Source organism: Bradyrhizobium sp. NBAIM18 (assembly GCF_020193825.1).
GTDB lineage: Bacteria > Pseudomonadota > Alphaproteobacteria > Rhizobiales > Xanthobacteraceae > Bradyrhizobium > Bradyrhizobium yuanmingense.
In genome coordinates this window covers 1-26,769 of record NZ_JADYVO010000006.1, presented here as the reverse complement: position 1 = coordinate 26,769, position 26,769 = coordinate 1, and the positions used below count along the sequence as shown (strand labels likewise).

General features: G+C 65.1%; 25 protein-coding genes. 12 read left to right on the top strand and 13 right to left on the bottom strand.

Going from position 1 to position 26,769, the window contains the following annotated elements:
- Window positions 1–18: 18 nt before the first annotated feature.
- On the top strand, window positions 19–1,230 hold the full coding sequence (locus I6F17_RS15235; protein WP_225126769.1) for an NnrS family protein: 1,212 nt from the start codon (window positions 19–21) through the stop codon (window positions 1,228–1,230).
- 2 nt (window positions 1,231–1,232) lie between these two features.
- Here the strand turns inward: I6F17_RS15235 and I6F17_RS15230 are convergent, their stop codons facing one another.
- The gene (locus I6F17_RS15230) at window positions 1,233–2,261 is read right to left on the bottom strand and encodes an AraC family transcriptional regulator (RefSeq protein WP_225126772.1); all 1,029 of its coding nucleotides are present in this window, start codon (window positions 2,259–2,261) and stop codon (window positions 1,233–1,235) included.
- A gap of 200 nt (window positions 2,262–2,461) precedes the next feature.
- Here I6F17_RS15230 and I6F17_RS15225 point away from each other — a divergent pair, with 200 nt between their 5' ends.
- Together I6F17_RS15225 and I6F17_RS15220 are read left to right on the top strand one after the other, a co-directional pair.
- Window positions 2,462–3,082: a response regulator gene (locus I6F17_RS15225; protein ID WP_225126775.1), complete on the top strand. Its 621-nt coding sequence runs from the start codon at window positions 2,462–2,464 to the stop codon at window positions 3,080–3,082.
- A 166-nt stretch (window positions 3,083–3,248) separates the two neighbouring features.
- A complete protein-coding gene (locus I6F17_RS15220) occupies window positions 3,249–4,928 on the top strand; it encodes a mucoidy inhibitor MuiA family protein (protein ID WP_225126778.1) in 1,680 nt (559 codons plus the stop codon).
- A gap of 172 nt (window positions 4,929–5,100) precedes the next feature.
- Here the strand turns inward: I6F17_RS15220 and I6F17_RS15215 are convergent, their stop codons facing one another.
- Genes I6F17_RS15215 through I6F17_RS15200 form a run of 4 tightly spaced genes read right to left on the bottom strand, consistent with a single transcriptional unit; the run spans window position 5,101 to window position 8,154 of the window.
- Window positions 5,101–5,913, bottom strand: coding sequence for a heme ABC transporter ATP-binding protein (locus tag I6F17_RS15215; protein ID WP_225126780.1), 813 nt, complete (start codon window positions 5,911–5,913; stop codon window positions 5,101–5,103).
- On the bottom strand, window positions 5,910–6,995 hold the full coding sequence (locus I6F17_RS15210; RefSeq protein ID WP_225126782.1) for an iron ABC transporter permease: 1,086 nt from the start codon (window positions 6,993–6,995) through the stop codon (window positions 5,910–5,912). The genes I6F17_RS15215 and I6F17_RS15210 overlap by 4 nt, the downstream gene beginning before the upstream one ends.
- Window positions 6,992–7,942 carry a hemin ABC transporter substrate-binding protein gene (locus tag I6F17_RS15205; RefSeq protein WP_225126784.1) on the bottom strand — a complete coding sequence of 317 codons (951 nt, stop codon included), beginning with the start codon at window positions 7,940–7,942 and terminating at the stop codon, window positions 6,992–6,994. The genes I6F17_RS15210 and I6F17_RS15205 overlap by 4 nt, the downstream gene beginning before the upstream one ends.
- Window positions 7,943–7,947: 5 nt before the next feature.
- Entirely contained in the window at window positions 7,948–8,154 is a 207-nt protein-coding gene (locus I6F17_RS15200; protein WP_035998834.1) for a hemin uptake protein HemP, read from the bottom strand.
- 262 nt (window positions 8,155–8,416) lie between these two features.
- Between I6F17_RS15200 and I6F17_RS15195 the strand changes: the two genes are divergently transcribed.
- From I6F17_RS15195 to I6F17_RS15170, 6 genes are all read left to right on the top strand, one after another.
- Complete coding sequence (locus I6F17_RS15195; protein WP_225126786.1) at window positions 8,417–10,807, top strand: TonB-dependent hemoglobin/transferrin/lactoferrin family receptor; 2,391 nt, start codon at window positions 8,417–8,419, stop codon at window positions 10,805–10,807.
- Between the two features lie 126 nt (window positions 10,808–10,933).
- On the top strand, window positions 10,934–11,269 hold the full coding sequence (locus I6F17_RS15190; protein WP_036041102.1) for an antibiotic biosynthesis monooxygenase: 336 nt from the start codon (window positions 10,934–10,936) through the stop codon (window positions 11,267–11,269).
- A gap of 24 nt (window positions 11,270–11,293) precedes the next feature.
- Window positions 11,294–11,809, top strand: coding sequence for a heme utilization cystosolic carrier protein HutX (hutX, locus tag I6F17_RS15185; RefSeq protein WP_225126789.1), 516 nt, complete (start codon window positions 11,294–11,296; stop codon window positions 11,807–11,809).
- A 23-nt stretch (window positions 11,810–11,832) separates the two neighbouring features.
- Entirely contained in the window at window positions 11,833–12,609 is a 777-nt protein-coding gene (exbB, locus tag I6F17_RS15180; protein ID WP_225126791.1) for a tonB-system energizer ExbB, read from the top strand.
- Between the two features lie 3 nt (window positions 12,610–12,612).
- Window positions 12,613–13,053, top strand: a complete 441-nt coding sequence (gene exbD / locus I6F17_RS15175) for a TonB system transport protein ExbD (protein WP_225126793.1) — start codon at window positions 12,613–12,615, stop codon at window positions 13,051–13,053.
- The gene (locus I6F17_RS15170) at window positions 13,053–13,880 is read left to right on the top strand and encodes a TonB family protein (protein ID WP_225126795.1); all 828 of its coding nucleotides are present in this window, start codon (window positions 13,053–13,055) and stop codon (window positions 13,878–13,880) included. The genes exbD and I6F17_RS15170 overlap by 1 nt, the downstream gene beginning before the upstream one ends.
- A 237-nt stretch (window positions 13,881–14,117) precedes the next feature.
- On the opposite strand, the gene I6F17_RS15165 is transcribed toward I6F17_RS15170, so the two are convergent.
- Window positions 14,118–15,473 (bottom strand): esterase-like activity of phytase family protein, encoded by a 1,356-nt coding sequence (locus tag I6F17_RS15165; protein WP_225126797.1) that lies wholly within the window; start codon window positions 15,471–15,473, stop codon window positions 14,118–14,120.
- A gap of 148 nt (window positions 15,474–15,621) precedes the next feature.
- A complete protein-coding gene (locus I6F17_RS15160; RefSeq protein WP_225126806.1) occupies window positions 15,622–16,629 on the bottom strand; it encodes an alpha/beta hydrolase in 1,008 nt (335 codons plus the stop codon).
- Window positions 16,630–16,762: 133 nt separating this feature from the next.
- Between I6F17_RS15160 and I6F17_RS15155 the strand changes: the two genes are divergently transcribed.
- Window positions 16,763–17,656, top strand: coding sequence for a LysR family transcriptional regulator (locus tag I6F17_RS15155; protein WP_225126808.1), 894 nt, complete (start codon window positions 16,763–16,765; stop codon window positions 17,654–17,656).
- A 5-nt stretch (window positions 17,657–17,661) separates the two neighbouring features.
- On the opposite strand, the gene I6F17_RS15150 is transcribed toward I6F17_RS15155, so the two are convergent.
- The 4 genes from I6F17_RS15150 to I6F17_RS15135 form a co-directional block, all read right to left on the bottom strand.
- Window positions 17,662–18,504, bottom strand: a complete 843-nt coding sequence (locus tag I6F17_RS15150; RefSeq protein WP_225112986.1) for a carbohydrate ABC transporter permease — start codon at window positions 18,502–18,504, stop codon at window positions 17,662–17,664.
- Window positions 18,505–18,553: 49 nt separating this feature from the next.
- Complete coding sequence (locus I6F17_RS15145) at window positions 18,554–19,510, bottom strand: sugar ABC transporter permease (protein WP_035998865.1); 957 nt, start codon at window positions 19,508–19,510, stop codon at window positions 18,554–18,556.
- A gap of 146 nt (window positions 19,511–19,656) precedes the next feature.
- Window positions 19,657–20,997: an extracellular solute-binding protein gene (locus I6F17_RS15140; protein ID WP_225126810.1), complete on the bottom strand. Its 1,341-nt coding sequence runs from the start codon at window positions 20,995–20,997 to the stop codon at window positions 19,657–19,659.
- 86 nt (window positions 20,998–21,083) lie between these two features.
- Window positions 21,084–22,127, bottom strand: coding sequence for a C-terminal binding protein (locus I6F17_RS15135; RefSeq protein WP_036041065.1), 1,044 nt, complete (start codon window positions 22,125–22,127; stop codon window positions 21,084–21,086).
- 253 nt (window positions 22,128–22,380) lie between these two features.
- Between I6F17_RS15135 and I6F17_RS15130 the strand changes: the two genes are divergently transcribed.
- Window positions 22,381–24,066, top strand: coding sequence for a methyl-accepting chemotaxis protein (locus I6F17_RS15130; RefSeq protein ID WP_225126812.1), 1,686 nt, complete (start codon window positions 22,381–22,383; stop codon window positions 24,064–24,066).
- A gap of 155 nt (window positions 24,067–24,221) precedes the next feature.
- On the opposite strand, the gene I6F17_RS15125 is transcribed toward I6F17_RS15130, so the two are convergent.
- A complete protein-coding gene (locus I6F17_RS15125) occupies window positions 24,222–25,199 on the bottom strand; it encodes a tripartite tricarboxylate transporter substrate binding protein (protein ID WP_036041063.1) in 978 nt (325 codons plus the stop codon).
- A gap of 97 nt (window positions 25,200–25,296) precedes the next feature.
- Window positions 25,297–26,232: a DMT family transporter gene (locus tag I6F17_RS15120; RefSeq protein WP_036041062.1), complete on the bottom strand. Its 936-nt coding sequence runs from the start codon at window positions 26,230–26,232 to the stop codon at window positions 25,297–25,299.
- A gap of 92 nt (window positions 26,233–26,324) precedes the next feature.
- Here I6F17_RS15120 and I6F17_RS15115 point away from each other — a divergent pair, with 92 nt between their 5' ends.
- On the top strand, window positions 26,325–26,726 hold the full coding sequence (locus I6F17_RS15115; RefSeq protein WP_225126814.1) for a DUF1330 domain-containing protein: 402 nt from the start codon (window positions 26,325–26,327) through the stop codon (window positions 26,724–26,726).
- Window positions 26,727–26,769: the final 43 nt, after the last annotated feature.

Here is a 26,769-nt window from a genome sequence, read left to right as displayed (position 1 = left end):
ATTGATTGGAGTTGACCCATGGCTGGCGCCCGATCCCGCAACTTTGCGGGCTGGCCGCTGTTTGCGAACAGCTTTCGCCCCTTTTTCCTGCTCGCCGCAATCCAGGCGGCGCTGTCGATCCTGGCCTGGCTGCCGATGTTCTACGGCGAATTGTCGGTGAGCTCCGCGTTCGCGCCGCGCGACTGGCACGTCCACGAGATGCTCTATGGCTTCCTGCCGGCTGTCATCACCGGCTTCCTGTTCACCGCCATCCCGAACTGGACGGGACGCCTGCCGATCCAGGGCGGGCCGCTCGCGGCCTTGCTGACGGTCTGGCTCGCCGGGCGCGTCGTGGTGACGCTGTCGGCGAATACCGGCTGGGCGTTTGCGCTGGTCGTCGATGCCGCGTTCCTGGCCTTGGTCGTTGCTGCCGCGACGCGCGAGATCATCGCAGGCGGCAATTGGCGCAACCTGCCAGTGGTCGGGCTGGTGCTGGTTCTGCTCGCCGGCAACGTGGCCTTCCATGTCGAGACGCACTACGCAGGCGCGGCCGAAATCAGCATCCGCGTCGGCATCGGCGTGGTCATTCTGCTGATCGGCCTGATCGGCGGCCGCATCATTCCGAGCTTCACCCGCAACTGGCTCGTCAAGTTCAATCCCGGCCGTCTGCCGGTGCCGTTCGGGCGATTTGACGGCGCGGTGATCGGCCTGAGCGCGCTGGCGCTGATCGCATGGATCGCGGCGCCGCTGAACATGATCACCGGCGTCGCGATGGCGGCGGTGGGCGTGCTGCATCTGGTTCGGCTTGCACGCTGGGCCGGCGATCGCACCACGCGCGAGCGGCTGCTGCTGATCCTTCATGTCGGTTATGTCTTCGTGCCGCTCGGCTTCATCCTGAACGCTGTGGCCGCCTTCGGCGAGCTGCCGCCGAGCGCCGGCATCCATGCCTGGATGGCGGGTGCTGCGGGAACGATGACGCTCGCGGTGATGACCCGCGCCAGCCTCGGCCATACCGGACAGGCGCTGACGGCTTCGCCGGCGGTCCAGGCGATCTATGCTGCAATCGTCATCGCGGCTCTGGCCCGAATCGGTGCCGTCGTGTTGCCCGCGTATGGCGACGTGCTGCTGTACGTCGCTGCCTGCGGCTGGATCCTCGCCTTCCTCGGATTTGCCGTCGCGTTCGGCCCGCTGCTCGCCGGCAGCGGGCGGCGGGCGCTCGCCACGATGGGCGTGCCCGCTCCCGCGCGCTGAAGTCAGGCTGCACTCGCCGAGGGCGGCGCCGAGGAAGGCCGCGCGCCCTTGCGCCACTGGGTGATGGTGCAGCCGAAACGGCCGCGAAACCAGCGCGCCATGGCGCTCTGCGCGGAGAAGCCGAGCTGCACCGCGATGTCGGCCAGCGGCCGGGCGTGATCCTCGATCAGCTGGACCACGAGATCGGCGCGTTGCGCGTCCAGGATGGCCGAGAAGCTGGTGCCCGATGCGGCGAGGCGGCGGTGGATGGTGCGGCGGGTGCAGGCCAGATGCTCGGCGACGCGCTCGACCGTACAATCGCCGCTGGCGAGCAGGCTCCGCACCACCTCGTCGACCTTCGCCTCCCAGCTTGCCGGCCTGCTCTCGATCGCCTCGATCCGCTTGCGCAGGTAATTCGCGATCAAGGGATGCGCGCTCGGGATCCGGCGCTCCAGGTCGTGCGCCGACAACAGGATCGCATCGTCGTCCGCGTTGAAGCTCACCCGGCAGCCGAAGAAGTCGCGGTAGCGCTTGCGGTCGAGCGGCGGCAGGTAGTGCAGATGCACTTCCAGCGGCCGCCAATCGCCTCCGAACAGCGACTGGATGATGCGGTGGACGCTGCCGAGCGCCATGTCGATCGACTGCCGCGGCGCGCGCGGCTGCCGGCCGCGCAGGCGCAGCGTGATGGTCACGGTCCGCTCGTCACGCGTGACCTCGAGCCGCATGCCGTCGTGATGGATATGGATGAAGCGCGAAAACGCCTCGATCGCTTCGCCGACGGTCGCCTGTTCGCGCACGATCAGGCCGACCGCGCCGAAATTGGTGAGGCCGCCGCGCTCGGCGAGACGCAGGCCGAAATCCTCTGCACCGGACGCCTTTGCCGATAGTTCGAGCAGGCGGCGCAGGCCGGTGACGGCGATGGGGATGTCGGGCTGGTCGAGGCAGGCCAGCGGGAGCCTGACCTTGCGCATCATCTGGCTGGGGTCCAGCCCGACCGACCGCGCGACGTCGGGGTAACAGCTCAAGCCTGCGCTGCGAATGAGGTCGGTCATGCAAACCGTTCCTGCCAGCCATACCCGCAGATGTCCCGAATTGTAAAGTTTCTGTCTCAATACGTCAAATCGGGGAACCCGGTGGCGCATACATAAGGAAAGACCGATGCACTGGCGTGAATGCCGTGCGCATTGACGGCGGGCGCGACGGGGCCCGGCCGTCTCGGGCCATTTGACCAAGACATTGCTGGATCGGGACTATGCCGGGGAACATGCATTCCAAGGGCGAGGTATTCGTCATCGACACTGACGCCGCCTCCCGCGAACAACTTTCCGCCGCGCTCGAACAGAGCGCCTATGACGTGATCTGCTTTGCAGATGGTGCCTCTCTGCTCTCGGAAGCCAAGACGCGGATGCCGGCCTGTGTGCTGCTGGAGATGCCGCCGGATCGCTCCGCTCTCGAGGTGCTCAGGCGGCTGCGCGAGGAGAATTGCATGGCGCCGGTGCTGGTGACGTCGGCGAATGGCAGCATCGCCATGGCGGTTGACGCCATCAAGAGCGGCGCGACCGACTTCATCGAAAAGCCGTTCCGCACCCACGACATCGTCAACCGGATCGATGCCGCCATCGATCAATTCGCGCAACCCGGGGCGATCCGGCAACGCTGGCTGCCGGGCTGTGAGCCTCTGACCGCGCGCGAAGCCGACGTGCTCGAGCATCTTGCCGCCGGCCTCACCAACAAGGGGATCGCCCGGCGGATGCATCTGAGCGCGCGGACGGTCGAAGGTTACCGCGCCAGCGTCCTGAAGAAGGCCGGCGCCAAGAACGTGACCGATCTGCTCCGGCGCATTTTCGGCCAGGGCTCGCCGACCCAGGCCTGAAGCCGCCCGGACCACCGAGCGTTCCACAGACATGGTGCCGCCGCGGCGGCGCCCCACGAAGTCTCAATCGAACCGGTTCCTTCCCTGCCGCGTCCAACCACGATGGCGAGGCATCTCATCGCGCGCGTCCGGCTGGCGGCGCGGCGATACCGGCAGGAGGGACTTTATGCGCATCACCGCAAGATATTTGGCAACCACGGGCCTGGTCCTGGTGACCACGGCGCTCGCATCGCCGTTATGGGCGGCCAATGTGGACGCCAATTCGACGATCGACACGGTCACCGTCTATCCCGACGGTGCCACCGTCACCCGCGTCATTTCGCTAGATCTCGCCTCCGGCGATTCGACATTGGTGGCCAAGGATTTTCCGCTCTCGCTCGATCCATCTTCCCTCCGCGTCGAAGGCGAGGCGGGCGCCAAGCTCACCATCGGCACGATCGATGCACGCCCACCGAAGGCCGCGCCGCCGGTCAACCTGCCCGAGCTCGACAAGCGCATCGAAGCGCTGAGGGATCAACGGGCCGACCTGCAGGGTGCGATCGACTCGGCCAATGCCCGGCGCAAGTTCGCGCAGCATTTTGCCGAGGCGTCGCCGGCCGGCCTCGGCGAGAAGGGCGAGGCGCGCCCGATTGCTGAATGGCGCGCGGCCTTTGCCGCGGTCGCCGAGGAGATCGCGACCGCCGACAGCGCAATTCGCGATGCCACGCGAAAACAGCGCGAGTTCGACCGCCAGATCGCGCAACTGGAAGCCGAGCGCTCGGCTAAGCCGCCGAGCAAGCTGGAAGTGCGGATCGACGTCGCCTCGGCCGCCGCGACCAAGGCGACGCTGCGCGTGACCTATGCCGTGCGCAACGCGCGCTGGGTGCCGCTCTACGATGCGCGGCTCGATACCGGCGCCAAGGATCGCAAGCCGCAGCTCGAACTGGTTCGTCGCGCCGAGGTGACGCAGGCCACCGGCGAGGACTGGTCGAACGTGACGCTCGGCGTCTCCACCGTGCGCATCAGCCGCGGCGGCAGTGCTCCGGAGCTGCATTCGCTGATCGCGCAATATCCACAAGTGCCGAAGCCCATGGCCCTTGGCACGGCCTCGGATCTAGCGCGGCCTGCGCCAACTGTTCGCCAGCGCTCGTACGAGCCCATGTCCAAGGCTGCCGAAGCGACCGAGTTGCGCGAGCGCGCCGACGAGCAACAGGCCGTCGCCGAGATCGGCGACTTCCAGGCCACCTTCAGGATTCCCGGCCGCGTCAGCCTCGGCGCCGCCGACGGTGCCAAGAGCCTACGTATCGCTTCGGTGAATGTGCCCGCCGATCTCGCGGTGCGCGCCGCGCCGGTGCTGGATCCGACCGCATTCCTGGAAGCCAGCTTCAAGCAGACCGACGACACGACCCTGCTGCCGGGCAAGGTCGCGATCTATCGCGACGGCACCTTCGTCGGCCGCAGCAAGATCACGGCGTCCGCCAAGGACGACATCGTGCGGCTCGGGTTCGGCGCCGACGACAAGGTCAAGATCGAACGCGCCGTGCTCAAGCGCAACGAAGGCTCGGCAGGCCTCTTGGTCACGACGTCGAAGACCGACGAGCGTTCGTTCAAGACCACGATCCGCAACGGGCATGATTTCCCGATTCGCGTCGCGATCGAGGATCAGCTTCCGGTCAGCGAGAACGAGGACATCGTCGTCGAGATGCTGCCCTCGAGCACCCAGCCGACCGCCAACAACATCCGCGACAAGCGCGGCGTGCTGGAATGGTCGTTCGACGCCAAGCCCGGCGAGGCCCGCGACATCAACTTCGCCTGGCGCATCCGCTGGCCGAAGGACAAGAGCATGGTGATCGTCCCGGCGGGCTGATTTCCTGCACAGGTGGCGCAGCTTCACCTCGCCCCGCTTGCGGGGAGAGGTCGGATTGCATCGAAGATGCAATCCGGGTGAGGGGGTACAGGTCTCTCGACCATCTCGCGTGTGGAGAGAGGCCCCTCACCCCAACCCTCTCCCCGTAAGAACGGGGCGAGGGAGCGCACCTTCACCGTGGCGGCAGTTCAGCTTGCCCCGCAGCCCGCATCGACTGCGGCAGCACATACGGCACGCCGTCAACCTGATGCACGACCGCGTCGATCTCGAAAATATCCCGGATCCTCTCGCGCGTGACGACATCGGCGCGCGGACCGTCCGCGGCGAGCCTGCCGCCGGCCAGCACGACCAGCCGGTCGGCAAAGCGGATCGCGAGGTTGAGATCGTGCAGGATCGCGATCACGGCGGTGCCGGCTGCCGCGCGGCGGCGCGCCGCCTCGACGAGGTCGATCTGGTGGCGCAGATCGAGGCTCGATGTCGGCTCGTCCAGCAGCAAGAGCCCGGGGCCGTGCTCGGCCTCGCCGCAGGCGAGCTGCACCAGCACGCGGGCGAAATGAGCGCGCTGCTGCTCGCCGCCCGACAGCGTCGGCAATTGCCGCTCGCGGAAATGCGACAGTCCGACCTCGTCCATCGCGGCGTCGACGAGCGGGCCGGCCTCGCGCAAGCTGCGCTCGCCCGCGCCCATCAGCACGATCTCCTCGACGGTGAAGGGGAAGGTGACGTTGATGTGCTGGGACAGCATTGCACGGCGCGCGGCGAGCTCGCGCGGCGCGAAGCTGCCGATGTCGCGCTGCTTGAGCCGCACCTCGCCGGCGCTCGGGCGGAGATCGCCGGAGAGCAGCCGCAGCAGCGTCGACTTGCCGGCGCCGTTCGGGCCGATGATGGCGACCACCTCGCCGGCCGCAACCGTCAGGCCGACGCCGTCAAGCAACGTCGCGCGGCCGGCGCGCTTGCCCAATTGTCGTGCTTCGAGCACCGCGGTCATAGCGCGGCGAGCCCGCGCTGCCGCAGCAGGATGAAGAGAAAGACGGGTGCGCCGACGGCAGCCGTCAGGATGCCGATCGGCATCTCCGCGGGCGCGACGATGGTGCGCGCCAGCGTGTCGGCCCCGACCATCAGGATCGCGCCTGACAGCACCGAGGCCGGCAGCAGCAGGCGATGCGCCGGGCCGATCACGAGACGGAGCAGATGCGGCACGACGATGCCGACGAAGCCGATCACGCCGCTGATCGACACCGCGACGCCGGTCATGGCCGAGACGATCACGATCGAGATCCGCTTCAGGCGCTCGACGTCGACGCCGCCGTGAAAGGCGTCGGCCTCGCCGAGCACCAGCAGGTCGAGGCCGCGCGCGATGAAGGCGCAGCCTGCGAGTCCGGCAATGAGCACCGGCGCGAGCACGGCGGCCTTGGTCCAGGTCGCGCCGCTCATCGAGCCCAGCATCCAGAACGTGATGTCGCGCAACTGACGGTCATCGGCGATGAATACCAGAAGGCCGATGCCCGCATTGGCGATCGCGGTGATGGCGACGCCGGCGAGCAGGAAGATCGCGATCGAGGTGCGTCCCGAGCGGCTGGAGATGCCGTAGAGGATTGTGGTGGTCGCCAGCGAACCCGCGAAGGCCGCGAGGGGCAACAGCTCGGTCTGGAGAAAGCGCAGCGCCTCGCCGAAGCGGGAATCGGTGAAGACGATCGCGCTCGCGGCTGCGAGCGCGCCGCCACTGGAGACGCCGACCAGGGCGGGATCGGCGAGCGGGTTGCGAAACAGCCCCTGCATGATCGCGCCGGCCGCGGCAAGCAGGCCGCCGATCATCACGGCCGCCGCGATCCGGGGAATGCGGATCGACCACAGCACGAGCTGGTCGCGGGCCGTCATGGACGTGCTTTCGCCGGCCAAGCCCAGCGCGGCTGGCAGCCGGGAGAGCGGGATGCCGGCGGCGCCGACGGTCAGAGCGGCGATCGCGGTGACCAGGAGCACCACGAGCAGGAGGGGAATCGCGAACGATGCTGCCCGCTGTCCCGCGCTGTGTCGCGGGCTCCGTGCTTCGATCCCGGCGGCCACGCTCATTGCCGGCAATTCGCCGTCGACAGCGCCGACGCGAACGCGCCGCCCTCGGCCAAGGCCGGATAGAGTTTGACCGAGAGATCGCGCGCCGCTGCCGCGGTGCGCGGCCCGAAACCGAGCAGATAGAGCCCATCCATGGTGATGAAGCTCTTGTTGGCCGCGACCGGCGTCAGCGCAAAGCCGGGGTGCGTGTAGACTGCATCGGCCTGCAGCGAATCCTTGCCGCGCTCGATCGACAGCACGACATCGGGCTTTGCGGCCACGATCGCCTCGTCGCTGATGACCTTGTAGCCGTCGTAATCCTCGACCGCGTTGGCCGCGCCCGCGAGCTGGATGATCTCATCCGCCGCGGTCTTGTGGCCCGCCGCCATCGCCCGCCCGTTCTGGAGCGACATCACGAACATCACCCGCACCGGCTTCGTCACCTTGGCGCGCAGGGCACGGAGCTGTGCAAGATCGGCGCCGACCGCGGCGCTGAGACATTCGGCACGCGCATGGACGCCCATGGCGTGGCCGACCAGCTTGATCTTCTCGATCAGGCCTTCCTCGGAAAAGGTCTCGGGCACCAGCACCAGCGGCACCTTCGCCGTCTCCAGGATGTCCATGGTCTCGCGTGGGCCCGAGCCCTGGATCGCCAGGATCAGCGTCGGGTTGAGACTGAGCACGCCTTCGGCCGAGATCTGGCGCACATAGCCGACATTCGGCTTGTCTTGCAGTGCCGCCGCCGGATAGAGGCTCGTTGTGTCGACGCCGACCAGCCGGCTTTCCAATCCCAGCGCATAGAGGATCTCGGTGATGGCGCCGCCGATCGACACCGTGCGGGCAAAATCGGTAACAGTGACATCGCGATTGCGCGCGTCATGCACGGTGATGCCCGCGGCGTGCGCAGCAGACGCGAACGCGAGTCCGCCGGAGAGCAGGAGACGGGCGAGGGTGCGGCAACATGTCATTGCAGTTACTTCGTCAGGATCAGCTTGTTCTGCGAGGTCAGGCGGAGACGATAGCTGTCCTCGCCATGCGCAATGATGATCTCGCGCTCGGCGGCAAACAGCTCGCGGCTGTCGATCCGGCTGCCGCGCATGGTGAGAGTTCGCGTTGCTGCAGAAGGGCTTTGTGCCCGTCCTGCCGCGCTGCCGCTGCTGTCTCCTGATGTTGCTGACATTGTCGGTGTGATGCGCTTTCGAAAGCTGGAGTACCGCCCGTTTGTACAGGTGGCGCCAAGCGCATTCCAACCATCGCAGTTTACAATCGATATAAACTGTAACCCGATGTCATTGACCGTCAGAGTGTTGCCACGTAACCATTTCTCACAGCGGGGAACTCGCCCGCCTCTTTAGACAATCAGCCAGCCAGTCGCTCGCGTTGCGAGCGCGCGCCAGCCAGACGACATCAAAAACTAAAGTGAAGTGCAGGCTGGGGCTGATATGGCTGACGGGGCTAGGTATTCGCGCGCCCTGATTTTGGGCGCGTCGGTGGTTTCAATTGCGGCAATGACGGCGGAGGGCAGTCTCGCGCAGACCGCATCGCCGCAGAGTGAAAACGCGTCGTCGGAAAGGCCGAAGCAGGCCAAGCGCAAGCAGGCGTCGCAAGTTGCGCAGCAGCAGACCAGCGCCGGCGTGCGTGATGCGCACGCGCAGGTGGTCGTCGGCGTCCAGGCGCTCGATACCATCACGGCTGCCGCCACGAAGACCGAGGAGCGTGCCGTGGATGCGCTGGCACCGGTCAGCGTCGTGACCTCGGCGCAGATCGAGGGACGTCAGGCCAGCACGGTTGGTGACCTCATCTACAATGTGCCAGGCGTATGGGTTCAGAATCGGGGCGACGAGCCGTCGACCTCGATCAACATTCGCGGCCTGCAGGATTTCGGCCGCGTCGCCGTGGTCGCCGATGGCGCGCGGCAGAACTATCAGCGCACGGGTCACTTCGCCAACGGCTCCTTCTTCCTCAACCCCGAGCTGATCAGCGGCATCGACATCGTGCGCGGCCCGACCGCGAACATCTACGGCTCCGGTGCGATCGGCGGCGTGGCCTCGTTCCGCACCAAGGACATCGAGGACGTTGTCCGCGCGGGAGAGCGCTGGGGCGTCGACGTGAAAACCATCCTCGGCAGCAACTACGGACGTGCACTCGGATCCGCCTTTGGCGGTGTTCACGTCAACCCCAACGTCGACGTGTTCGCAGGCGGCACCTATTCGACGCAGGAGAGCTACAAGGACGGCACCGGCTTCGAGGTCGCCAATACCGGCAATCGGCTCAGCAGCGGCATCGCCAAGCTGACGGTGCGGCCGGCGGACGGCCACGAGGTCAAGCTCGGCGCCATCTTCCAGGAAGACATCTACAGCCTGGGCCAGCCGCCGCGACGCGCGGGCGATCCCAATTCGACCAATGCGAACGGCACGAACAATCTGAACGGCACGTCGATCTACGCCTCCAACGTGAAGAATTACACCACGACGCTCGGCTGGAAATACTCGCAACCGGATGATCAGTGGTTCGACTGGGATGCGAAGATCTACTGGAATCGCACCGAGAACGACCAGACTAAGACCAGGCACACCACCACGACGCCGTCAGTTTATTGCGGTGGCGTGCCGGGCAATGCCGTTTCGGGGTGCATCGGGAGCAACCGCGGATACCTGCTCGATACGATCGGTATCGACGTGCACAACACGACACGCTTCGAAACGGGAAGCTGGCGCCACGCGGTGACTTACGGTCTGGATGCGTTCCAGGACAAAGTATCTACCCAGGATAGGACCGGTACCGGCGAAGTGACGACGCCGGGCGGCCAGCGCACGGTGTCTGGCGGCTTCGTGCAGTGGAGGGCGAACTACACCTCGATGCTCGAGGTGATCGGTGCGCTCCGTTACGACAATTATCAGCTTTCGTCGGCGTCCTCGTCGTCGGGCGGCGATCGCCTCTCGCCGAAGATCACCATTGCTCTCGTTCCGACCGCGGTCGTGACCCCCTATGCCAGCTACGCGGAAGGCTATCGGGCGCCCTCGATCACGGAGACGCTGGTAAGCGGGCCACATGCCGGCGCGACGGTCAACGACTCGTTCTTCCGCTGTCCGTCGGGCACGCCGGGACCGGGCGCGGATTCGACCTTCTGCTTCGTGCCCAATCCAAACCTGCGCCCCGAGGTCGGCAAGAACAAGGAGATCGGTTTCAACATCAAGAAGAACGATCTGTTCACGGCGGGCGACACGCTGCGCGGCAAGATCAACGTGTTCCGCAACGACATCAGCGACTTCATCGACCAGGTCGCTTACGGAAACCCGCTCTTGGTCCCGACCGGGCCGCCTCCGGCGCCGTCGATCACGGTGCTCCCGTTCCTGCAGTATCAGAACGTGGCGTCCGCGCTTATTCAAGGCGTCGAGGCCGAGGCGATGTATGACGCGAACCTGTGGTTCTTCGGCCTCTCCGGGACCTATCAGAGCGGAAAGAATCTGCAGACCGGCTTCGGCCTCTACAGCATTCCGCCGCAGAAGATCACGACGACGGCCGGCGTGCGTCTGCTCGACCGCACCCTCATCCTTTCGATGATGTGGACGTCGGCAATCGCCAACTACGACATCCCCAGGACCTACACGCCGGCGACGTCGTATGATCTCGTCAATCTCTACGCGCAGTATCACCCGACGCCCGATCTCACGCTCAACTTCTCCGTCGAGAACCTCTTCAACCGCTACTATCGTCCGTACGCCATTCCGGTCGGTAGCACGGGCGAAACGCAAAACGACGTGAAGTGGGCGAGCGCCGGTGCTGGGCTCGTGATCAAGGGAGGTCTCAAATACCACTTTGGCGGCACCTGAGGAAGACACCGCAGGTTATGCCTTGCTGATCTCGAAAGCCACGCTGATGCGTCAGCGTGGCTTTCGACCCGTTCTGAAATATCCGGTCGGCAATTGCCGATCTACAAGTCACAGGAGAAAAGTCGAATGTTCATCGCCATGAATCGCTTCCAGGTGAAGCCCGGCTCGGAAGCCACGTTCGAAACCGTCTGGCGAACCCGTGAGTCCTATCTCGGCAGCATGGCGGGCTTCGTCGAATTCCATCTGCTCAAGGGGCCGGTCGCCGAGGACCACACGCTGTATTCCTCGCATACCGTGTGGGTCGACAAGGCGGCTTTCGAGGCCTGGACGCGCTCGGAGGAATTCCGCCGCGCTCATGCGCGCGCCGACAACAAGACCGGCGAGAGCCTCTATCTCGGTCACCCCAAGTTCGAAGGTTTCGAGGTCATCATGACCGAGCGCAAGGCGAGCGCGGCCGCTTGAGGCGCCGGGGTTGAGGAGCCAGATATGCTGAGCACCGATCTCGCCGACCTCAAGGCGCATATGGCGGACAATCCGGGTGCCGTGATCGAGGACGTCGCGCGCGAGCGCAGCGTCACGCCGCGCGCGGTGATCGAGGCGTTGCCGCCGTCAATGGTGCGCATCGAGAGCGGCGAACATTTTGCCGCCGCCATGCAGGACATCGCGGAATGGGGCGAGGTCACGCTGATCGTCCACACCGATGATGCGATCTTCGAGTTCACCGGGACCATTCCCGCGGGCGAGATCGGCCGCGGCTATTTCAACCTGATGCAGCCAAAGGGCCTGCACGGCCATCTCCGCCACGAGCGCTGCGCGGGAATTGCCTTCGTCGAGCGGCCCTTCATGGGCAAGTCCTCGGCCTTCGTCGCCTTCGTGAACGCCGACGGCGGCATCATGTTCAAGGTCTTCGTCGGCCGCGACGAGACGAGGGCGCTGCGGGCGGATCAGCTGGCGCGGTTCCGGCGGCTTGCGGATCGGATCGCGGCGAAGCCTTCGGCGTAACCTCCATTTGTCGGGAGATCAGGATGCAGAGCAATTCCAAGCTAGGGCACGTGATCCTCACAATCGCGCTGGCGCTCGTGCCGGCGCCGGCCTTTGCGATCGACGCGGCGCTGTTGCCGCGCAATCTGTCGCCCTGGGGCATGTTCCTCGGTGCCGACATCGTCGTGAAGGTCGTGATGGTCGGGCTTGCCGTTGCCTCGCTGGTGACATGGACGGTGTGGCTCGCCAAGAGCATCGAGCTGCGCCGCAAGGGCTCGCTCGCCTTGCAGCGGACGCGCACCCTCGAGGGCAACATGACGCTGGCCGAAGCATCCGCGCGGACCGGCGACGCGCGCGATGCCGTCGCGCAGCTGATCCAGTCCTGCGCCAGGGAGGCCGAGCTCTCCGGCGGCATTCTCGACGACGGCCTGCAGGAGCGCGTCGCGTTGCGGCTGGAGCGGGTCGAGGCGGCGATGTCCAGGCAGATCGCGCGCGGTACCGGCGTGCTCGCGACCATCGGCGCCATCGCGCCGTTCGTCGGCCTGTTCGGCACCGTCTGGGGCATCATGAATTCCTTCATCGGCATCTCCGAGAGCCACACCACCAGTCTTGCGGTGGTCGCACCCGGCATTGCGGAAGCGTTGCTCGCCACCGCGCTCGGTCTCGTCGCCGCTATCCCGGCGGTCGTGATCTACAATCATCTCGTCCGCGGCATCGCCAATTACCGCGCTTTGCTCGGCGACGCCTCGGCGCAGCTGATGCTGCTGGTGAGCCGCCAGCGCGACCAAGGCCATTTCCGTCTGGCGCGGGCAGCGGAGTAGGCCATGGCCGCCAAGCTCGGGACATCGAAGCTCGGCTCGCGCGGCGACGCGAGCGAACTCGAGGTCACCCACGAGATCAACGTCACCCCGTTCATCGACGTCATGCTGGTGCTCCTGATCATCTTCATGGTGGCGGCGCCGCTTGCCACCGTCGACATCGGCGTCGATCTGCCGACGACGGCGGCCGAGCCTGCGCCACGGCCCGACAAGCCGGTCTTCGTCACCGTCAAGCCGGACCTTTCGATCGCCGTGGGCGAGGACATCGTCGCTCGCGACGGGCTCAGCACCTCCCTCGATGCCGCAACCAAGGGCCGCAAGGACGAGCGCATCTATCTGCGCGCCGACAAGGCCGTCCCCTATGGCGACCTGATGGAGGTGATGAACACCCTGCGCAACGCCGGCTATCTCAAGGTCGCCCTCGTCGGGCTCGACGGACGCAGCTGATGGCCGCGAACGCCTTTGCCTTGCACCAGCCGCTTGACGAGCGGGAGGGCGCGCGCTGGGGCGCCTCGGCGGCGATGATCGTGGCGTTGCATCTCGGCGCCGCGTTACTGGCGATGAACTGGCTCAGATCGCAGCCGGAACAGGGCGTCAGCCTGCCTGCGATCATGATCGACATGACGCCGGTGACGTCGGCGCCGCAGCCGGCGCTGGACGACGTCGCACCGGGGACCTTTATGCAGGAGGCGGATGCCTCGCCGCCGGAGCCGGTGCAGCATCAGGCCGTCGAGGAGACCATCGCGCCGACGCCGCCGCACGAAAAGCCGGAGGTGGTCGCGCCGCCGGAGCAGAAGCTGCAGCCGGCGCCGGCCAAGCCCGAACCGGCGAAGATCGTGCCGGTGGAAAAGCCCGCGCAGGAGAAGCCGAAAGTGGTCCGCCGCGAGGCGAAGAAGCCGTCAGACGCCACCCCGGCGCCGCGCACCAGCGCACCGGCGCGGGCCGAGCGCGAGGCCCCGATGGCTTCCGCCATGAGTGCGGGTGCTCTCGCGTCTCTGGTTGCGAGCTATAATAATCGCGTTCGAGCGCACCTGATGCGTTTTCATTCTTATCCGTCGGGCGGTAACGATCAGAAAGGGCTGGTCCGGGTGGGTTTTACGATCGGACGCAACGGCCAGATCATTTCCAGTCGCATCAGCTCGTCCGGCGTTGCTGCGTTCGATGCCAAGGCTCTGTCGATGCTACGGCAGGCCGCGCCGTTTCCGCCGATTCCGCCGGAGATCAAGAACAGCTCGATGGACTTCACTGTTCCCGTGGACTTTACGGTGCGCTGATACTGTCTCACACGCGCTGAACCCATTCTTACGGAGGAGGAGCGAGGGGCCATCTCTGCGAACGCATCGTGAGCGCAGTAATGGAGTCTATCCCCTTCGTTGCGAGCAATCCAGACTGCCGCAGCGGAAGGATTCTGGATTGCTTCGCTGCGCTCGCAATGACGGAGAGTGGCGACCGCCCTCGTTCCAGGCCTCCTCCCGCAAGAGCGGAAGGAGGGAGAGAGAGCGAGCCTCGCCTCACTTCGCCTTCAGGAAATCCGCAACCTCGAGCAGCACGAATTCGTTGTCGTCGGCCTTGTTGGGATCGCGGCTGGAGGAGAACGGCAGGTTGTTGTCGTTGCCGACGATGATGTGGGTGTCGTCGACGCGATCGACGTTCTCGATGGTGAAGAACGGGAAGGTGTAGACGCCGTCGTTGAGCGGCTTCCGCGCCTTCTTGTCGGGATCCCTGATCTTCATCAGGTCGATATAGCCGATCTTGCGCACGGGCTTGCCGACATTGGCGTCGGTCAGCTCGATCTTGTAGATGCGCTTGAACTTGGCGAGGTCGGGGAAGCAGTTCTCGCCGCGCTGGCCTTGCGGGCAGGCCTTGTCGGCGGCGCCCTCGCCATTGTCGCGCTCGATGACGAGGCCGGAGGTCTGGTCGATCATGTTGAAGTCGCCGATGGCGTTGCCGTTCTGCTCGAACACATAGTGCCAGTAGCGGCCGGTGAATTTCTCAGCAGTGACGTCGAATTCGAGGATGCGCGAGGCTTCCTTGCCGTCGACCTTCTCCCAGTCCTTCTTCTCCGCATCCCACAGCGGTCCCTCGAGCAGGCCGTAGAGGAATTTGCCGTCCTTGGACGCGGCGAAGCCCTCATAGCCCTTGGAGCGGCGGAGATTGACATTGGTGTAGGTCGCGCCCGGCGCGGCCGGCGTCCCCACCGCCCAATTGTCGGGCGAGCGCACCGGCTTGCCGTCGGCCACCGTATCGAACACGCCGAGGATTTTGCCTGACTTGTCCGCCTTCAGGACATAGGGGCCGAACTCGTCGCCGATCCAGAAGGTGTCGCCGACGATCTGGAAACCTTCGGTGTCGAAATCGGAGCCGGTGAGATAGCGCTTCTGGGTGTCCTCATGCACGATGCGGAAGGGGACGCGTTTGTCGGGGTCGTGCAGGAAGATGGTCTCCAGCCGCTCCATCTTGCCGCTGGCCCAGTCCATCTTGCAGCGGTTGAGGTACAGCATCGAATCCGGCGAGTTGGCGCGCGCGCCCATGCCGTTGTCGGTGAGAACCCAGAACGTGCCGTCGGGCAGGGTCTTGATGCCGGAATGGCCCTGCAGCGGCTGGCCCTTGAACGGCAGCGACACGCCGGTCGGACGCTCGAAGGACTTGCCCATGACGGTGCCGAGCGCGTCGACCCGCTTGCCGGTGGTATATTTGCCCGCCGCTTTGAGATCGGCGGGGGCATCAGCCGGCGCCTCGATGAAGGTTTCGGCCGGCATCACCGCGTGGCCGGCGAGCTTAGCGGGAAATTCGCCCTCGCTCTGCGCGAGGGCTGTGCTCGCGGTGAGGATGATCGTGGCGACGGTGCAAAGAAAGGTCGCGCGCATGTGCGTCTCCTGTTGGCGGACGCAACGCTTATGCGGATCGCATGTTGCAGTATTGTGAAGCCGGGCCAAAGGCCGCAGCGCTCTCCAACGCCTCGTCCAATCCGACGAGGGGCCGCGTGCGCGACGACCCTCGCGGAATCCGGCAGGGTCAGGCAATCTTGCGCGCGAGGAAATCGCGGATCAGGGGCGTGACCTCGTCGAACCTGTCCTCGAGCAGGAAATGACCGGAGTTGATCAGATGAAATTCTACCTGGGGCAGGTCGCGCTTGTAGGGATGGGCACCATCGGCAGGAAAGATGAAATCGTTCTTGCCCCAGACGATCAGCGTCGGCGGCTTGTGCTTGCGGAAGTAGGCCTGCACCGCCGGATACAGCGGCAGATTGGTGCGGTAGTCGTAGAACATGTCGAGCTGGACGTCGTTGTTGCCCGGCCGGTCGAGCAGCGCCTGGTCATGGATCCAGTTGTCGGGCGAGATCCGGCTCACGTCTGACATGCCGTCGGTGTACTGGAATTTGGTCGTCTCCAACGTCAGCAGTTTCATCAGCGCCTGACGGCTCGTCGCGGATCCGTCGGCCCAGTATTGCTTGATCGGATTCCAGAACTCCTTCAGTCCTTCGTCGTAGGCGTTGCCATTCTGAATGATGAGGCCGCTGACGCGCTCGGGATGCTTCAGCGCCAGGCGCCAGCCCACGGGGGCACCGTAGTCCATGACGTACATCGCGTAACGCTTGACGCCGAGCTGGTCCAGCAGGCCGTCGACGAGTTCGCCGAAGCGATCGAACGTGTACTTGAATGACGTGCGCGGCGGCATGTCGCTCTGGCCGTAGCCGGGATAATCGGGAGCGATCACATGATACCGATCCGCCAGGGCCGGGATCAGGTTGCGAAACATGTGGGAGGAGGTCGGAAAGCCGTGCAGCAGCAGGACCACGGGCGCATCCTTCGGCCCGGCTTCGCGGTAGAAGATGTTGATTCCGTCGATCGTCTTGGTCCGATGGTACGTGACCGGATAGCCGTTGCCGGTGCCGGAGCGATCGCGTTGCGGCTTCGCCGCGGCAGCCGGCGTAGCAGCGGCAACGGCTACCCCGGACAAGCCAAGGAAGAGGTGTCGGCGATCGAGGCCGGCTGATGGAGGTGTGATGCTCTCGGTGGTCATGATCATTTTCCAGGCAAGGTTCTAGCCGTCGCATTCCAAAGTCCGCGGCAAGCTTCGGGTAACCGATTGCGACTGGTGGGATCAGTCCATATGATCGAGAAGCTTCTTCTCAAGTTACGGAAAGACGCGTCTGATGGACCGGCTGGAGGCGATGTCGGTGATCATCGCCGTCAATGATACAGGAAGCTTCTCGGCGGCCTCCCGGCGCCTTCGTATGCCGGTCGCAACAATCAGCCGAACGGTTGCCGAGCTGGAGGCGCGGCTGAACGCCCAGCTGTTTCAGAGGTCGTCGCGCCAGATGACGCTGACCGATGCGGGACGATCCTATATCGAGGCCTGCAAGCGGATCATCGAGCAGGTGGACGAGGCCGAGAGGGAGGTCTCCGGCGAGTACAGAAATCCGAGGGGCGACCTTGCGGTCACTTCGCCCTGGGGACTGGGCCACATGCACCTTTTGCCGATCGCGCTCGAGTTCATGGAGGCCTATCCCGACATCGCGCTGCGGCTCGTCCTTACCGATCGCATCGTCAACACCGTCGAAGAGAATATCGATGTGTCGATTCGAATCGGCAGTCTGCCGGACAGCAACTTGATCGCGACACGGGTTGGCTCGGTCCGGTTCGTGCTGTGTGCCAGTCCCGGATACCTCGCGAAGCGAGGGCGTCCGACTGAGCCCGCCGATCTCGCCTCGCACGATTGCATCGGCGTCGACAGCCATGCGGCGCCGAAGAGCTGGAAGTTCGTCAAGGGCGGCAGCGAAGTCACGGTGCCGATACGGTCGAGATTGACGCTGAGCGATTCGGAGGCAGCGGTCGAAGCAGCCGTCGCAGGTGCGGGCATCACGCGCGTGATGTCCTACAAGATGGAGGCTGCGCGGCGGGCCGGAAAGCTCGTCCTCATGCTGGAGGAATTCGAGCAGGAGCCCTGGCCCGTGTACATCGTCTATGCGGAGCGAAAGCCTGCGCCGCTCAAGCTTCGCGCCTTTCTGGATTGGGCCACTCCGCGCCTCAAGGCCCGGCTGGCCTAATTCTGCTACTCCTTCACCGCACCCGTCAGCGAAGAGACGTAATAATCCACGAACAGCGAGTAGAAGATCGCGACCGGGAGCGAGCCGAGCAGCGATCCCGCCATCAGCGCGCCCCATTGATAGACGTCGCCGGTGACGAGCTCGGTCAGGATCGCGACCGGCACGGTCTTGTTGGCGCCGCTCTGGATGAAGGCGAGCGCGTAGATGAACTCGTTCCAGGACAGCGTGAAGGAGAAGATGCCGGCCGAGATCAGCCCGGGCACTGCGAGCGGCAGCGTGATCCGGCGCAGGATCTGCAGCCGCGTGGCGCCGTCGACCAGCGCGCATTCCTCGAGCTCGTAAGGAATCGACTTGAAATAGCCGATCAGGAGCCAGGTGCAGAACGGCACCAGGAAGGTCGGATAGACCAGGATCAGGGCCAGCGGCGAGTCGAACAGGCCGAACTGCACCACCACGGTCGCGAGCGGAATGAACAGGATCGACGGCGGCACCAGATAGGCGAGATAGATGCCGAGGCCGACATAGGGGCTGCCGCGGAAGCGCAGGCGCTCGATCGCGTAGGCCGCCAGCGTGCTCGCGATCAGCGACAGCGTGGTCGAGCCGATCGCGACCAGCATCGTCGTCTTCAGCCATTGCGGATAGGCGGTGTTGAACAACAGATGCTTGATGTGCGCCAGGGTCGGCGAGGAGATCCAGAACGGGTTGTTGTCCCGGTAGTTCATCAGCTCCGCGTTCGGCTTGAACGAGGTGATCGCCATCCAATAGAACGGAAACAGCAGGATCAGAACGAAGCAGCCGAGCGGCAGATAGATCATCATCAGCCGCCGCAACCCGGAATCCCAGGCCATGGTGTCGGGAGGTGCTTTTGCGTCCGCGACGGTCGATTGCGCTGCGGTTTCAGTCATTGGCCTCTCCCTGCTGCCATTTGCGGCGCGCCAGGCCGAAATAGGAGAACAGTGTCGCGAACACCAGGAACGGGATCATCGACACCGCGATGGCCGCGCCTTCGCCGAGCTCGCCGCCGGCGATGCCGCGCTGGAACGCCAGCGTCGCCAGCAAATGCGTCGAGTTCACCGGACCGCCGCGGGTAATGGCGTAGACCAGCTGGAAGTCGGTGAAGGTGAAGATGATCGAGAAGGTCATGACGATGGCGAGGATCGGCAGCATCATCGGGAAGGTGATGTAGCGGAAGCGCTGCCAGGCACTGGCGCCGTCCAGCATCGCGGCCTCGTAGAGCGAGGGCGAGATGGTCTGCAAGCCCGCCAGCAGCGAAATCGCGACGAAGGGAATGCCGCGCCAGATGTTGGCGGCGATCAGCGAGAAGCGCGCCGGCCAGGGCGAGCCGAGGAAGTCGATATTGCTGTCCCGCCAATGCAGCACGTCGACCAGGAGGTAGGAGATGATCGAGAACTGCGGATCGTAGATCCACCAGAATGCCAGCGCCGACAGCACGGTCGGCACGATCCAGGGCAGCAGCACGATGGCGCGCAGCAGGCTCTTGAACGGGAAATGATTGTTGAGCAGCAGGGCGAGCCAGAAGCCGAGCGCGAATTTTCCGAAGGTCGCCACGGCCGTGTAGAACACGCTGTAGAACACCGCGTTCCACCACAAGGGGTCCGTGAGCAGGTATTGGAAATTCTCGATCCCGACATAGATGCCGCGGCGGCCGATCGTGGTGTCGGTGAAGGCGAGCCAGACGCCGAGGCCGAGCGGGTAGGTCAGGAATACCGTGAGCAGCCCGAGCGCGGGCGCGAGGCACATCACGATCAGGAACGGCTTGTAGTCGAACAGGCGCACGATCCAGTTCGGCTGCCGTTGCGCCAGTGCGTGGGAGGAGAGGGTGGTCACGGACATAGATTGGTTTGTCCCGTCTGAAGTGTCACGACACCGTCATTGCGAGCGAAGCGAAGCAATCCAGTCTGTCTGCGTGGTGATCGTCTGGATTGCTTCATCGCAAGTGCTCCTCGCAATGACGGCGGCTCTGTCGTCGTCGTCGCGCTCTACCGCTGCCGCCGGAAGTAGCGTTTGCAGCGCTGCTCGGCTTCCGCAGCCGCGGCTTCCGGCGTGGCGGCTCCGGTGGCGACGGACGCGCACATCTGAATCAGCACGTAATCGGCGCTGACCGCGCCGGTGGCCGTCGAGATCGGCCCCTTGTAGCCGTCATAGTAAGTGCTGTTCATCGTGTTCTTGAACAGGCTCACCTTCGGATCCTGCGACCACACGGCAGCCTCGGCATAGGCGGCCAGCGGCTGCGACCAGTAGCCCGAATTGGCATTGAGCCACGGCTCGTATTGGTCCTTCTCCAGCATGTACTGCAGGAAGGCCTTGGCGGCATTGGGGTACGGGCTGTGCTTGAACACCATGGCGTTCAATGTCAGGCCCGCCATCGGCGAGACCTTGGCGAGGCCCTTGGGCAGCAGCTGATGCTCGCTGTCCTCGGCGATGGCCTTGGTGGCCGGATCGTTCTTCAGCGAGAAGTACAGTGAGACGCCGTTGGCGGTCAGCGCGATCTCCTGCGAGGAATAGGCCCGGTTGTTGCTGACGTCATTCCAGGACGGCGTGCCGGCGATGAAGGTCGGATACAGCTCCTTGACCCAGTTGAGTGCGGCGATCGTCTCCTTGCTGTTGATGGTGACGTTCCCCTCCTCGTCGAGCAGGGAGGCATTGTGCGACCACAGCGCCCAGTTGGCGAAGCCGTTGCCGTCGCCCTTGGCGTTGCCGAGTGCGAAGCCGGCCGGCTTGCCGGCCTTGTGCAGCTTGCGGCAGAGGTCGAGCACGCCGGCATGATCTTCCGGAACCTTGTCGAAGCCGACCGATTGCAGGACCGACTTGCGGTAGATCAGGGGACCTGCGGTGGCGCCGAACGGCAGTCCGATCCAGGACTCGCTCTTGTTCTTCTTGCCGTAGCGTTGCGCCAGCGGCAGCCAGCCGCCGTACTTCTTCCCGAGATAGTCGGCGACGTCGGTGAGCTCGATCAGCTTGTCGATGTAGATGTGAGGCGCGTCGGAGAAGCCGATGATGATATCGGGGCCGGCGCCGGAATTCGAGGTCACCGCGGTCTGCTGGTTGATGTCCTCCCAGCCGACGAAGTCGACCTTGACCTCGACCCCGGTGTCCTTGGTGAACTTTGCCGCATTGGCGCGGAACACGTCCTCGTCCGCCTGGACGAAGCGCACCGGGCGCAGCATGCGCAAGGACGCGCCCTTTTCGATCTCGCGCTTGGGTGCCGGGACGTCGGCAGCCTTGATAGCGGTTGTTTGCGCTGCAGCACCGGTGGCCGCGAGCGTTGCAGCGGACAGGCCCAGCGCCAAGGCATCACGACGTGTGATGTCGTTCCTCATCAGTACCTCCCTATGATGTCTCCCTTCCCGGCGTTGATCGCCGGTGAAGGGCCGTTTCGGTCGTGGGCGCTTGCTGCGCCGCCCGCCTAGCTGTTCGGCCCGCGGTCCATGCTGACGGGCTGCCAGCGGCGGAGCGCGGTGTTCTGCAGCACCGACGGATTGACGCAGCTTACCGGCCACATGCCCTGGAGCACCAGTGACAATTCGTAGCCCACCCGGCGCTTGCGCGCCTCGTCGAACCGTGCCGAGGCCGAGGCGACATGGGCGGTCAGGGTCACGTTCTCCATGCCGAGCAGGGGATTGTTGTGCGAGGGCGGCTCCTTTTCCAGCACGTCGAGGGCGGCGTGCGCGATCCAGCCCTCCTGCAGCGCCTTGATCAGGCTCTCCTCGTCCACGGTGGCACCGCGGCCGGTGTTGATGAAGATCGAGCCTTTCTTCATCTGCCGGAAGTGCTTCTCGGTCAGCATGTGGTGCACCTCGGGCCGCGCCGGGGCATGCATCGAGACGAAGTCGGATTGCGACAGCACCTCGTTCAGCGTCGCCGGGATCACGCCGTGTTCGTACATCAGCGTTTCCTGGATGAAGGGATCGTAGGCCATCATGCGCAGGCCGAAAGGCGCGGCGCGTTTCGCGACCGCACGCGCAACCCGGCCGAACGAGATGAAGCCGAGCGTCTGGCCCATCAGCCGCGGGATCTTCAAAAGCGCCGGCCGGCCCTCGGCCCAGCGGCCGTCGCGCACCATGCGGTCCTGCTCGACCAGGCGGCGGAAGCCGGCGAGCAGCAGCATCATGGCGTGGTCGGCGACCTCCTCGATGAAGGTGTCGGGAATGTTGGTGACCGGAATGCCGCGGGCCGTGGCGGCCTTGACGTCGACACTGTCGACGCCGACCGAGCCGAGCGTGATCACCTTGCAGCTCTCGAGCGCGTCGATGATCGACTTGGTGATCGGGATGCCCTTGGCGTAGATCGCGTCGGCGTTTTTCGCGGCGGCGATGAACCCGGCCTCATCGGCGGGCGCCTCGACGATCTCGGCATCGATCGGATCGAGCGCCTCGCGCTCATAGGAATAATCGCTGCCGGCGACCGTGAAGCTCGCACCCTTCGGCGTCACCACCCTGTATTTCGGCATTCTCTGCTCCCGATTTGGTTTCTTGTCGTGGCCCGCCTCGACGAGCGGGCCTTTGCGTCTTTTACGCGAAATCCGGGCGAGTGCGTACAATTCACGGTTGTTGCAGGCGAGGTATATTTCCGCTTTTCCGTTCAGGCTCCGGGCTTCTACGGAGGTGCGTAAGTAACTTGCTAAGGGCTCCGCCACTAAGACTTGATTCGAATTTGATCGATCTCGTCGTGCGCCCGTACCCCATTATTGCCGGAGCTAACCCGTGAAGTTGAGCAATCTGAAGATCGCCTCGAAGCTTGGCATTCTCGTCGGCGTCACGCTGTTCGGCCTCTGCATCTCCGGAGTTCTCGCCGGCTATCTGATGAAGCGCGAGATGGTGAATGCGCGCATCGACCAGGCCAAGGCGATCGTCGAGCTGGCGCGCAACTATGCCGCCGCATTGAAGAAGCGCGTCGATGCCGGCGAGATGACGAAGGACGCCGCGATGGCCGAGCTTCGCCGCTACGGCAACGCGATGACCTATGACAAGGGTGCCGGCTACCTGTTCGGCACGTCCTATGACGGTCTCACCCAGCTTGCGCCCGATCCGAAGGTGATCGGCACCAACCGAATGGACGTCGTGACCAACGGCCGCAAGCTGTCGCTGGAATTGATGAACGGCGTCAAGGCCAACGGCGAGATCGTGCTTCACTACGAATATATGAAGCCCGGCCAGGAGACGCCGATCCGCAAGATCGGTTACGCCGTCGCGGTCCCCGGCTTCGATATGTATCTCGGCACCGGCGCCTATCTGGATGACATCGACGCCAAGATGGGTCCGGTCTACTGGCTGCTCGGCCTCGCTGTGCTCGGCATCGTCATCGTTGCCGGCAGCGTCGCCTGGATGATCGGCCGCAGCATCAGTGCTCCGCTCGGGCTGCTCGGCACCCGGATGCGGGAGCTGGCCGACGGCAAGCTCGAAGGCGACATCCCCGGCGTCGGTCGCGGTGACGAGGTCGGCGCGATGGCTTCGACCGTGCAGATCTTCAAGGACAACGCGGTCCGCATCCGCGACCTCGAGAAGACCGACGCGGACGCCAAGGAGCGCGCCGCGGCGGATCGCCGCAGCGCCATGGAAGAGATCGCCAACGATTTCGAGCGCAGCGTCAACGGCATCGTCCGCTCGGTCTCCTCGGCCGCAGCCGGCATGCAGACCACTGCGCAATCGATGACCGCGACCGCCAGCGATGCCTCCTCGCGCGCGGCGACCGTCGGTGCCGCCTCGCAGAAGGCGTCCGGCAATGTTGGCACCGTTGCGGCCGCCGCCGAAGAGCTGTCGAGCTCGGTTGCGGAAATCTCCCGCCAAGTGACGCGCTCGACTGAAGTTGCGAGCCGTGCCGTCAGCGATGCCGAGCGCACCAACGCCACGGTGCAGGAACTCTCCACCGGTGCCGAGAAGATCGGCGAGGTGGTCAAGCTCATTCACTCGATCGCGGCGCAGACCAACCTGCTCGCGCTCAACGCCACCATCGAGGCGGCGCGTGCCGGCGAGTCCGGCCGCGGCTTCGCCGTCGTCGCCTCCGAGGTCAAGGCGCTCGCCAACCAGACCGCGAAGGCGACCGAGGAGATCTCCGCCCAGGTCGCGGCGATGCAGACCTCGACCAGCGACGCGGTGTCGGCCATCTCCGGCATCACCCAGACGATCGCCGAGATGAGCGAGATCACCGCCGGCATTTCCGCATCGATCGAGCAGCAGGGCGAGGCGACGCGCGAGATCGCCCGCAACATCCAGTCGGTCGCGGCCGGCTCGAGTGAAATCAACGCCCATATCGGCAGCGTCACCTCGGCCGCCGAAGCGACCGGCAGCGCGGCCAGCGATGTGCTCACCAACGCCCGCGAGCTGGACACCCAGTCCGGCGCGCTGCGCAACGCCGTCGATGGCTTCCTCGCCAAGGTCCGCGCGGCGTAAATTCCTGCGCACGAGCGCTACTATCGATCACGACGTCATGCCCGGGCTTGTCCCGGGCATCCACGTTCTTGCGCACCGTACGCGCGGCGAGTCGTGGATGGCCGGGACAAGCCCGGCCATGACGGAGAATGCGCAGAGCCGCTCGCGCTAGCGTTCTACTGCTTCTCGATCTTCGCGTTGGCGATCAGCTTTTCCCACAGCACCAGCTGCTCGTTCACGAAGGTGCCGAGCTGCTCCGGCGTGCCGGAAAAAGCGTCCATGCCGAGCGTGGCGAGCTTGGCCTTGATCTCCGGGTTCTCGATGATCTTGCGGATCTCGGTGTTGAGCCGGGTCACGATCTCCTTCGGCATGCCGGCCGGGCCGAAATAGCCCTGCCAGGACGTGATGTCGAAGTCCGGCACGCCGGCCTCCTGCATCGAGGGCAGGTGTGGCACCAGCGGCGTGCGGTTCTTGGTGGTGACGGCGAGCGCGCGCAGCGCGTTGCCGTTGACATGGGGCAGGCCGGTCAGGATGTCGACGAACATCATCGACACGCGGCCGCCCATGACGTCGTTGAGCGCCGGCGGCGAACTCTTGTAGGGCACGTGCAGCAGGTCGAGCCCGGCATTGTGCGCGAAGGTCGCGCCCGACACGATCGCCGCCGACGAGCCCGAGGCGTAGCTCAGCTTGCCCGGATTGGCCTTGCCATAGGCCACCAGCTCTCCGACCGTCTTGGCCGGCACCTCGGGATTGATGACCAGCATGAAGGGCAGATCGCCGGTGCGGGCAATCGGGGTGAAATCCTTGACCGGATCGTAAGTGAGGCTCTTGAGCAGATAGGGATTGGCCGAATGCGTAGTGTTGGTCGTCACCAGCAGCGTGTAGCCGTCGGGAGCAGCCTTCGCGACATAGGTCGCGGCAAGCATGCCGTTGGCCCCCGCCTTGTTCTCGATCACGATGCCAACGCCGAGCGCCTGCGACAGATGCTGCGAAATCAGTCGCGTCGTGGTGTCGGTGCCGCTGCCGGCCGCGAACGGCAGCACCAGCGTGATGTTGCGGCTGGGATAGGTGTCGGCGTGAGCGGTGGATGCTGCCGTGAGGCATAGCGCGGCCGCGGCGACGGTCCGCAGGTTTCGAATCAGCCCTGAAATCATCTCGGTCGTTCCCTCTTTTTGGTTGGCGGGGAACCTAGCTTGTCCAAAGGGGAATCGGAAGATGGCTATAGGTCGTGACCGCGTCCGTCGCGCGGAATTATGTCATCGCCGAGCCCCGGCGCGATGCAAGCACGACCCCGGCGAGCACCAGGGCGTAACCGATCAGGTGGAACGGCTGGAGCTTCTCGCCCAGCAGCAGGATCGCCAGCGCCGAGCCGAACACCGGCACCAGATGGAAGAACGGCGCCGCCCGGTTCGGCCCGATCAGCGCCACGCCGCGGTTGAAGAAGAGATAGGCGAGGGTGGAGGGGAAGATCAGGATGTAGCCCAGTGTCGCCAGCGTGGTCGCGTCGAATTGCAGCACGCGGCCGCTCGCCGCCTCCCAGATTGCCGTCGGCAGCAGCATCGTCGCGCCGCAGCAGGTGGTGAAGGACAGGAAGGAGAGCTGGTGGATCTTCGGCCGGCGCGGGATGAAGGCCGAGTAGAGCCCGAACGCCACCAGCGAGGAGGCGAACATGATGTCGCCCCTGTTGAAGCTGATGCTTGCCAGCGCCGCGAGGTCGCCGCGCAGGATGATGATCAGCACGCCGAGCAGCGAGATCGCGATGCCGCCGAGCTGCGCGCCGGTCAGCCGCACGCCGAACAGCACCAGCGACCACAGCGCCACGAACAGCGGACCCGCCGACTGGATCAGCAGCGCATTCAGCGCCTCGGTGTATTGCAGCGCCCAGTACGAGATCGCGTTGTTGAAGGCAAAGCCGACCAGCGACAGGAACAGCATCAGGGGCATGCTCTTGCGCAACGCAGGCCAGTCGCGCTTCAGATGCGGCCAGGCGAACGGCAACAGGATCAGGAACACGCCGAACCAGCGGATCGTGGTGATCGTCAGCGGCGGCACATGCGCCCCGACATGGCGCGCGATCACGATGTTGCCGGCCCAGAACAGCGAGGTCAGGCTGAGCAGCAGATAAGGCTGGTTGTTGAGCCAGCTGGCCGGATTGGCGGCCGGTGGCGCGGGCGAAGCGGTCGTCATGGGCGTTGGATACAACTTGCGCCCGATTGCGGCGATGGCACAAGTCACGACACCGCAATGCTACAATGCAGCCGAGCCTTGAGGAGGTGCCATTGGCGGTCAATATGTTGAACATCGAGGGCCTGGAGCGGCTCGACCCGAATGCGCCGGTGGTGATGCTGAACCTGATGCGCTTCCGCGCGCGCTCGCGCGATGGCAACGGATCGGGCTGGGAGGCATATTTGCGCTACAGTGCGATCACGGTGCCGATGATCAAGGCGCGCGGCGGCACGCTGCTCTGGACCGGCGAAGCCAAGGCGGTCGCACTCGGTCCGCACGCGGGCAACGATTGGGACTTCCTCGCGCTGGTCCATTACCCGTCCGTCTCGGCCTTTCTCGACATGATGACGTCGGAGGCTTACGAGCGCGAAGCCGATCCGCATCGCGTCAACGCCTGCGCCGAGCACGTGATCATTGCGACGAGCGAGGCCTACAGCAAGTTCAAGACGAAGTAGCGGGCGCTCTTGCTTACCCTCCGCTGGAGGGGGAGGGTCGATC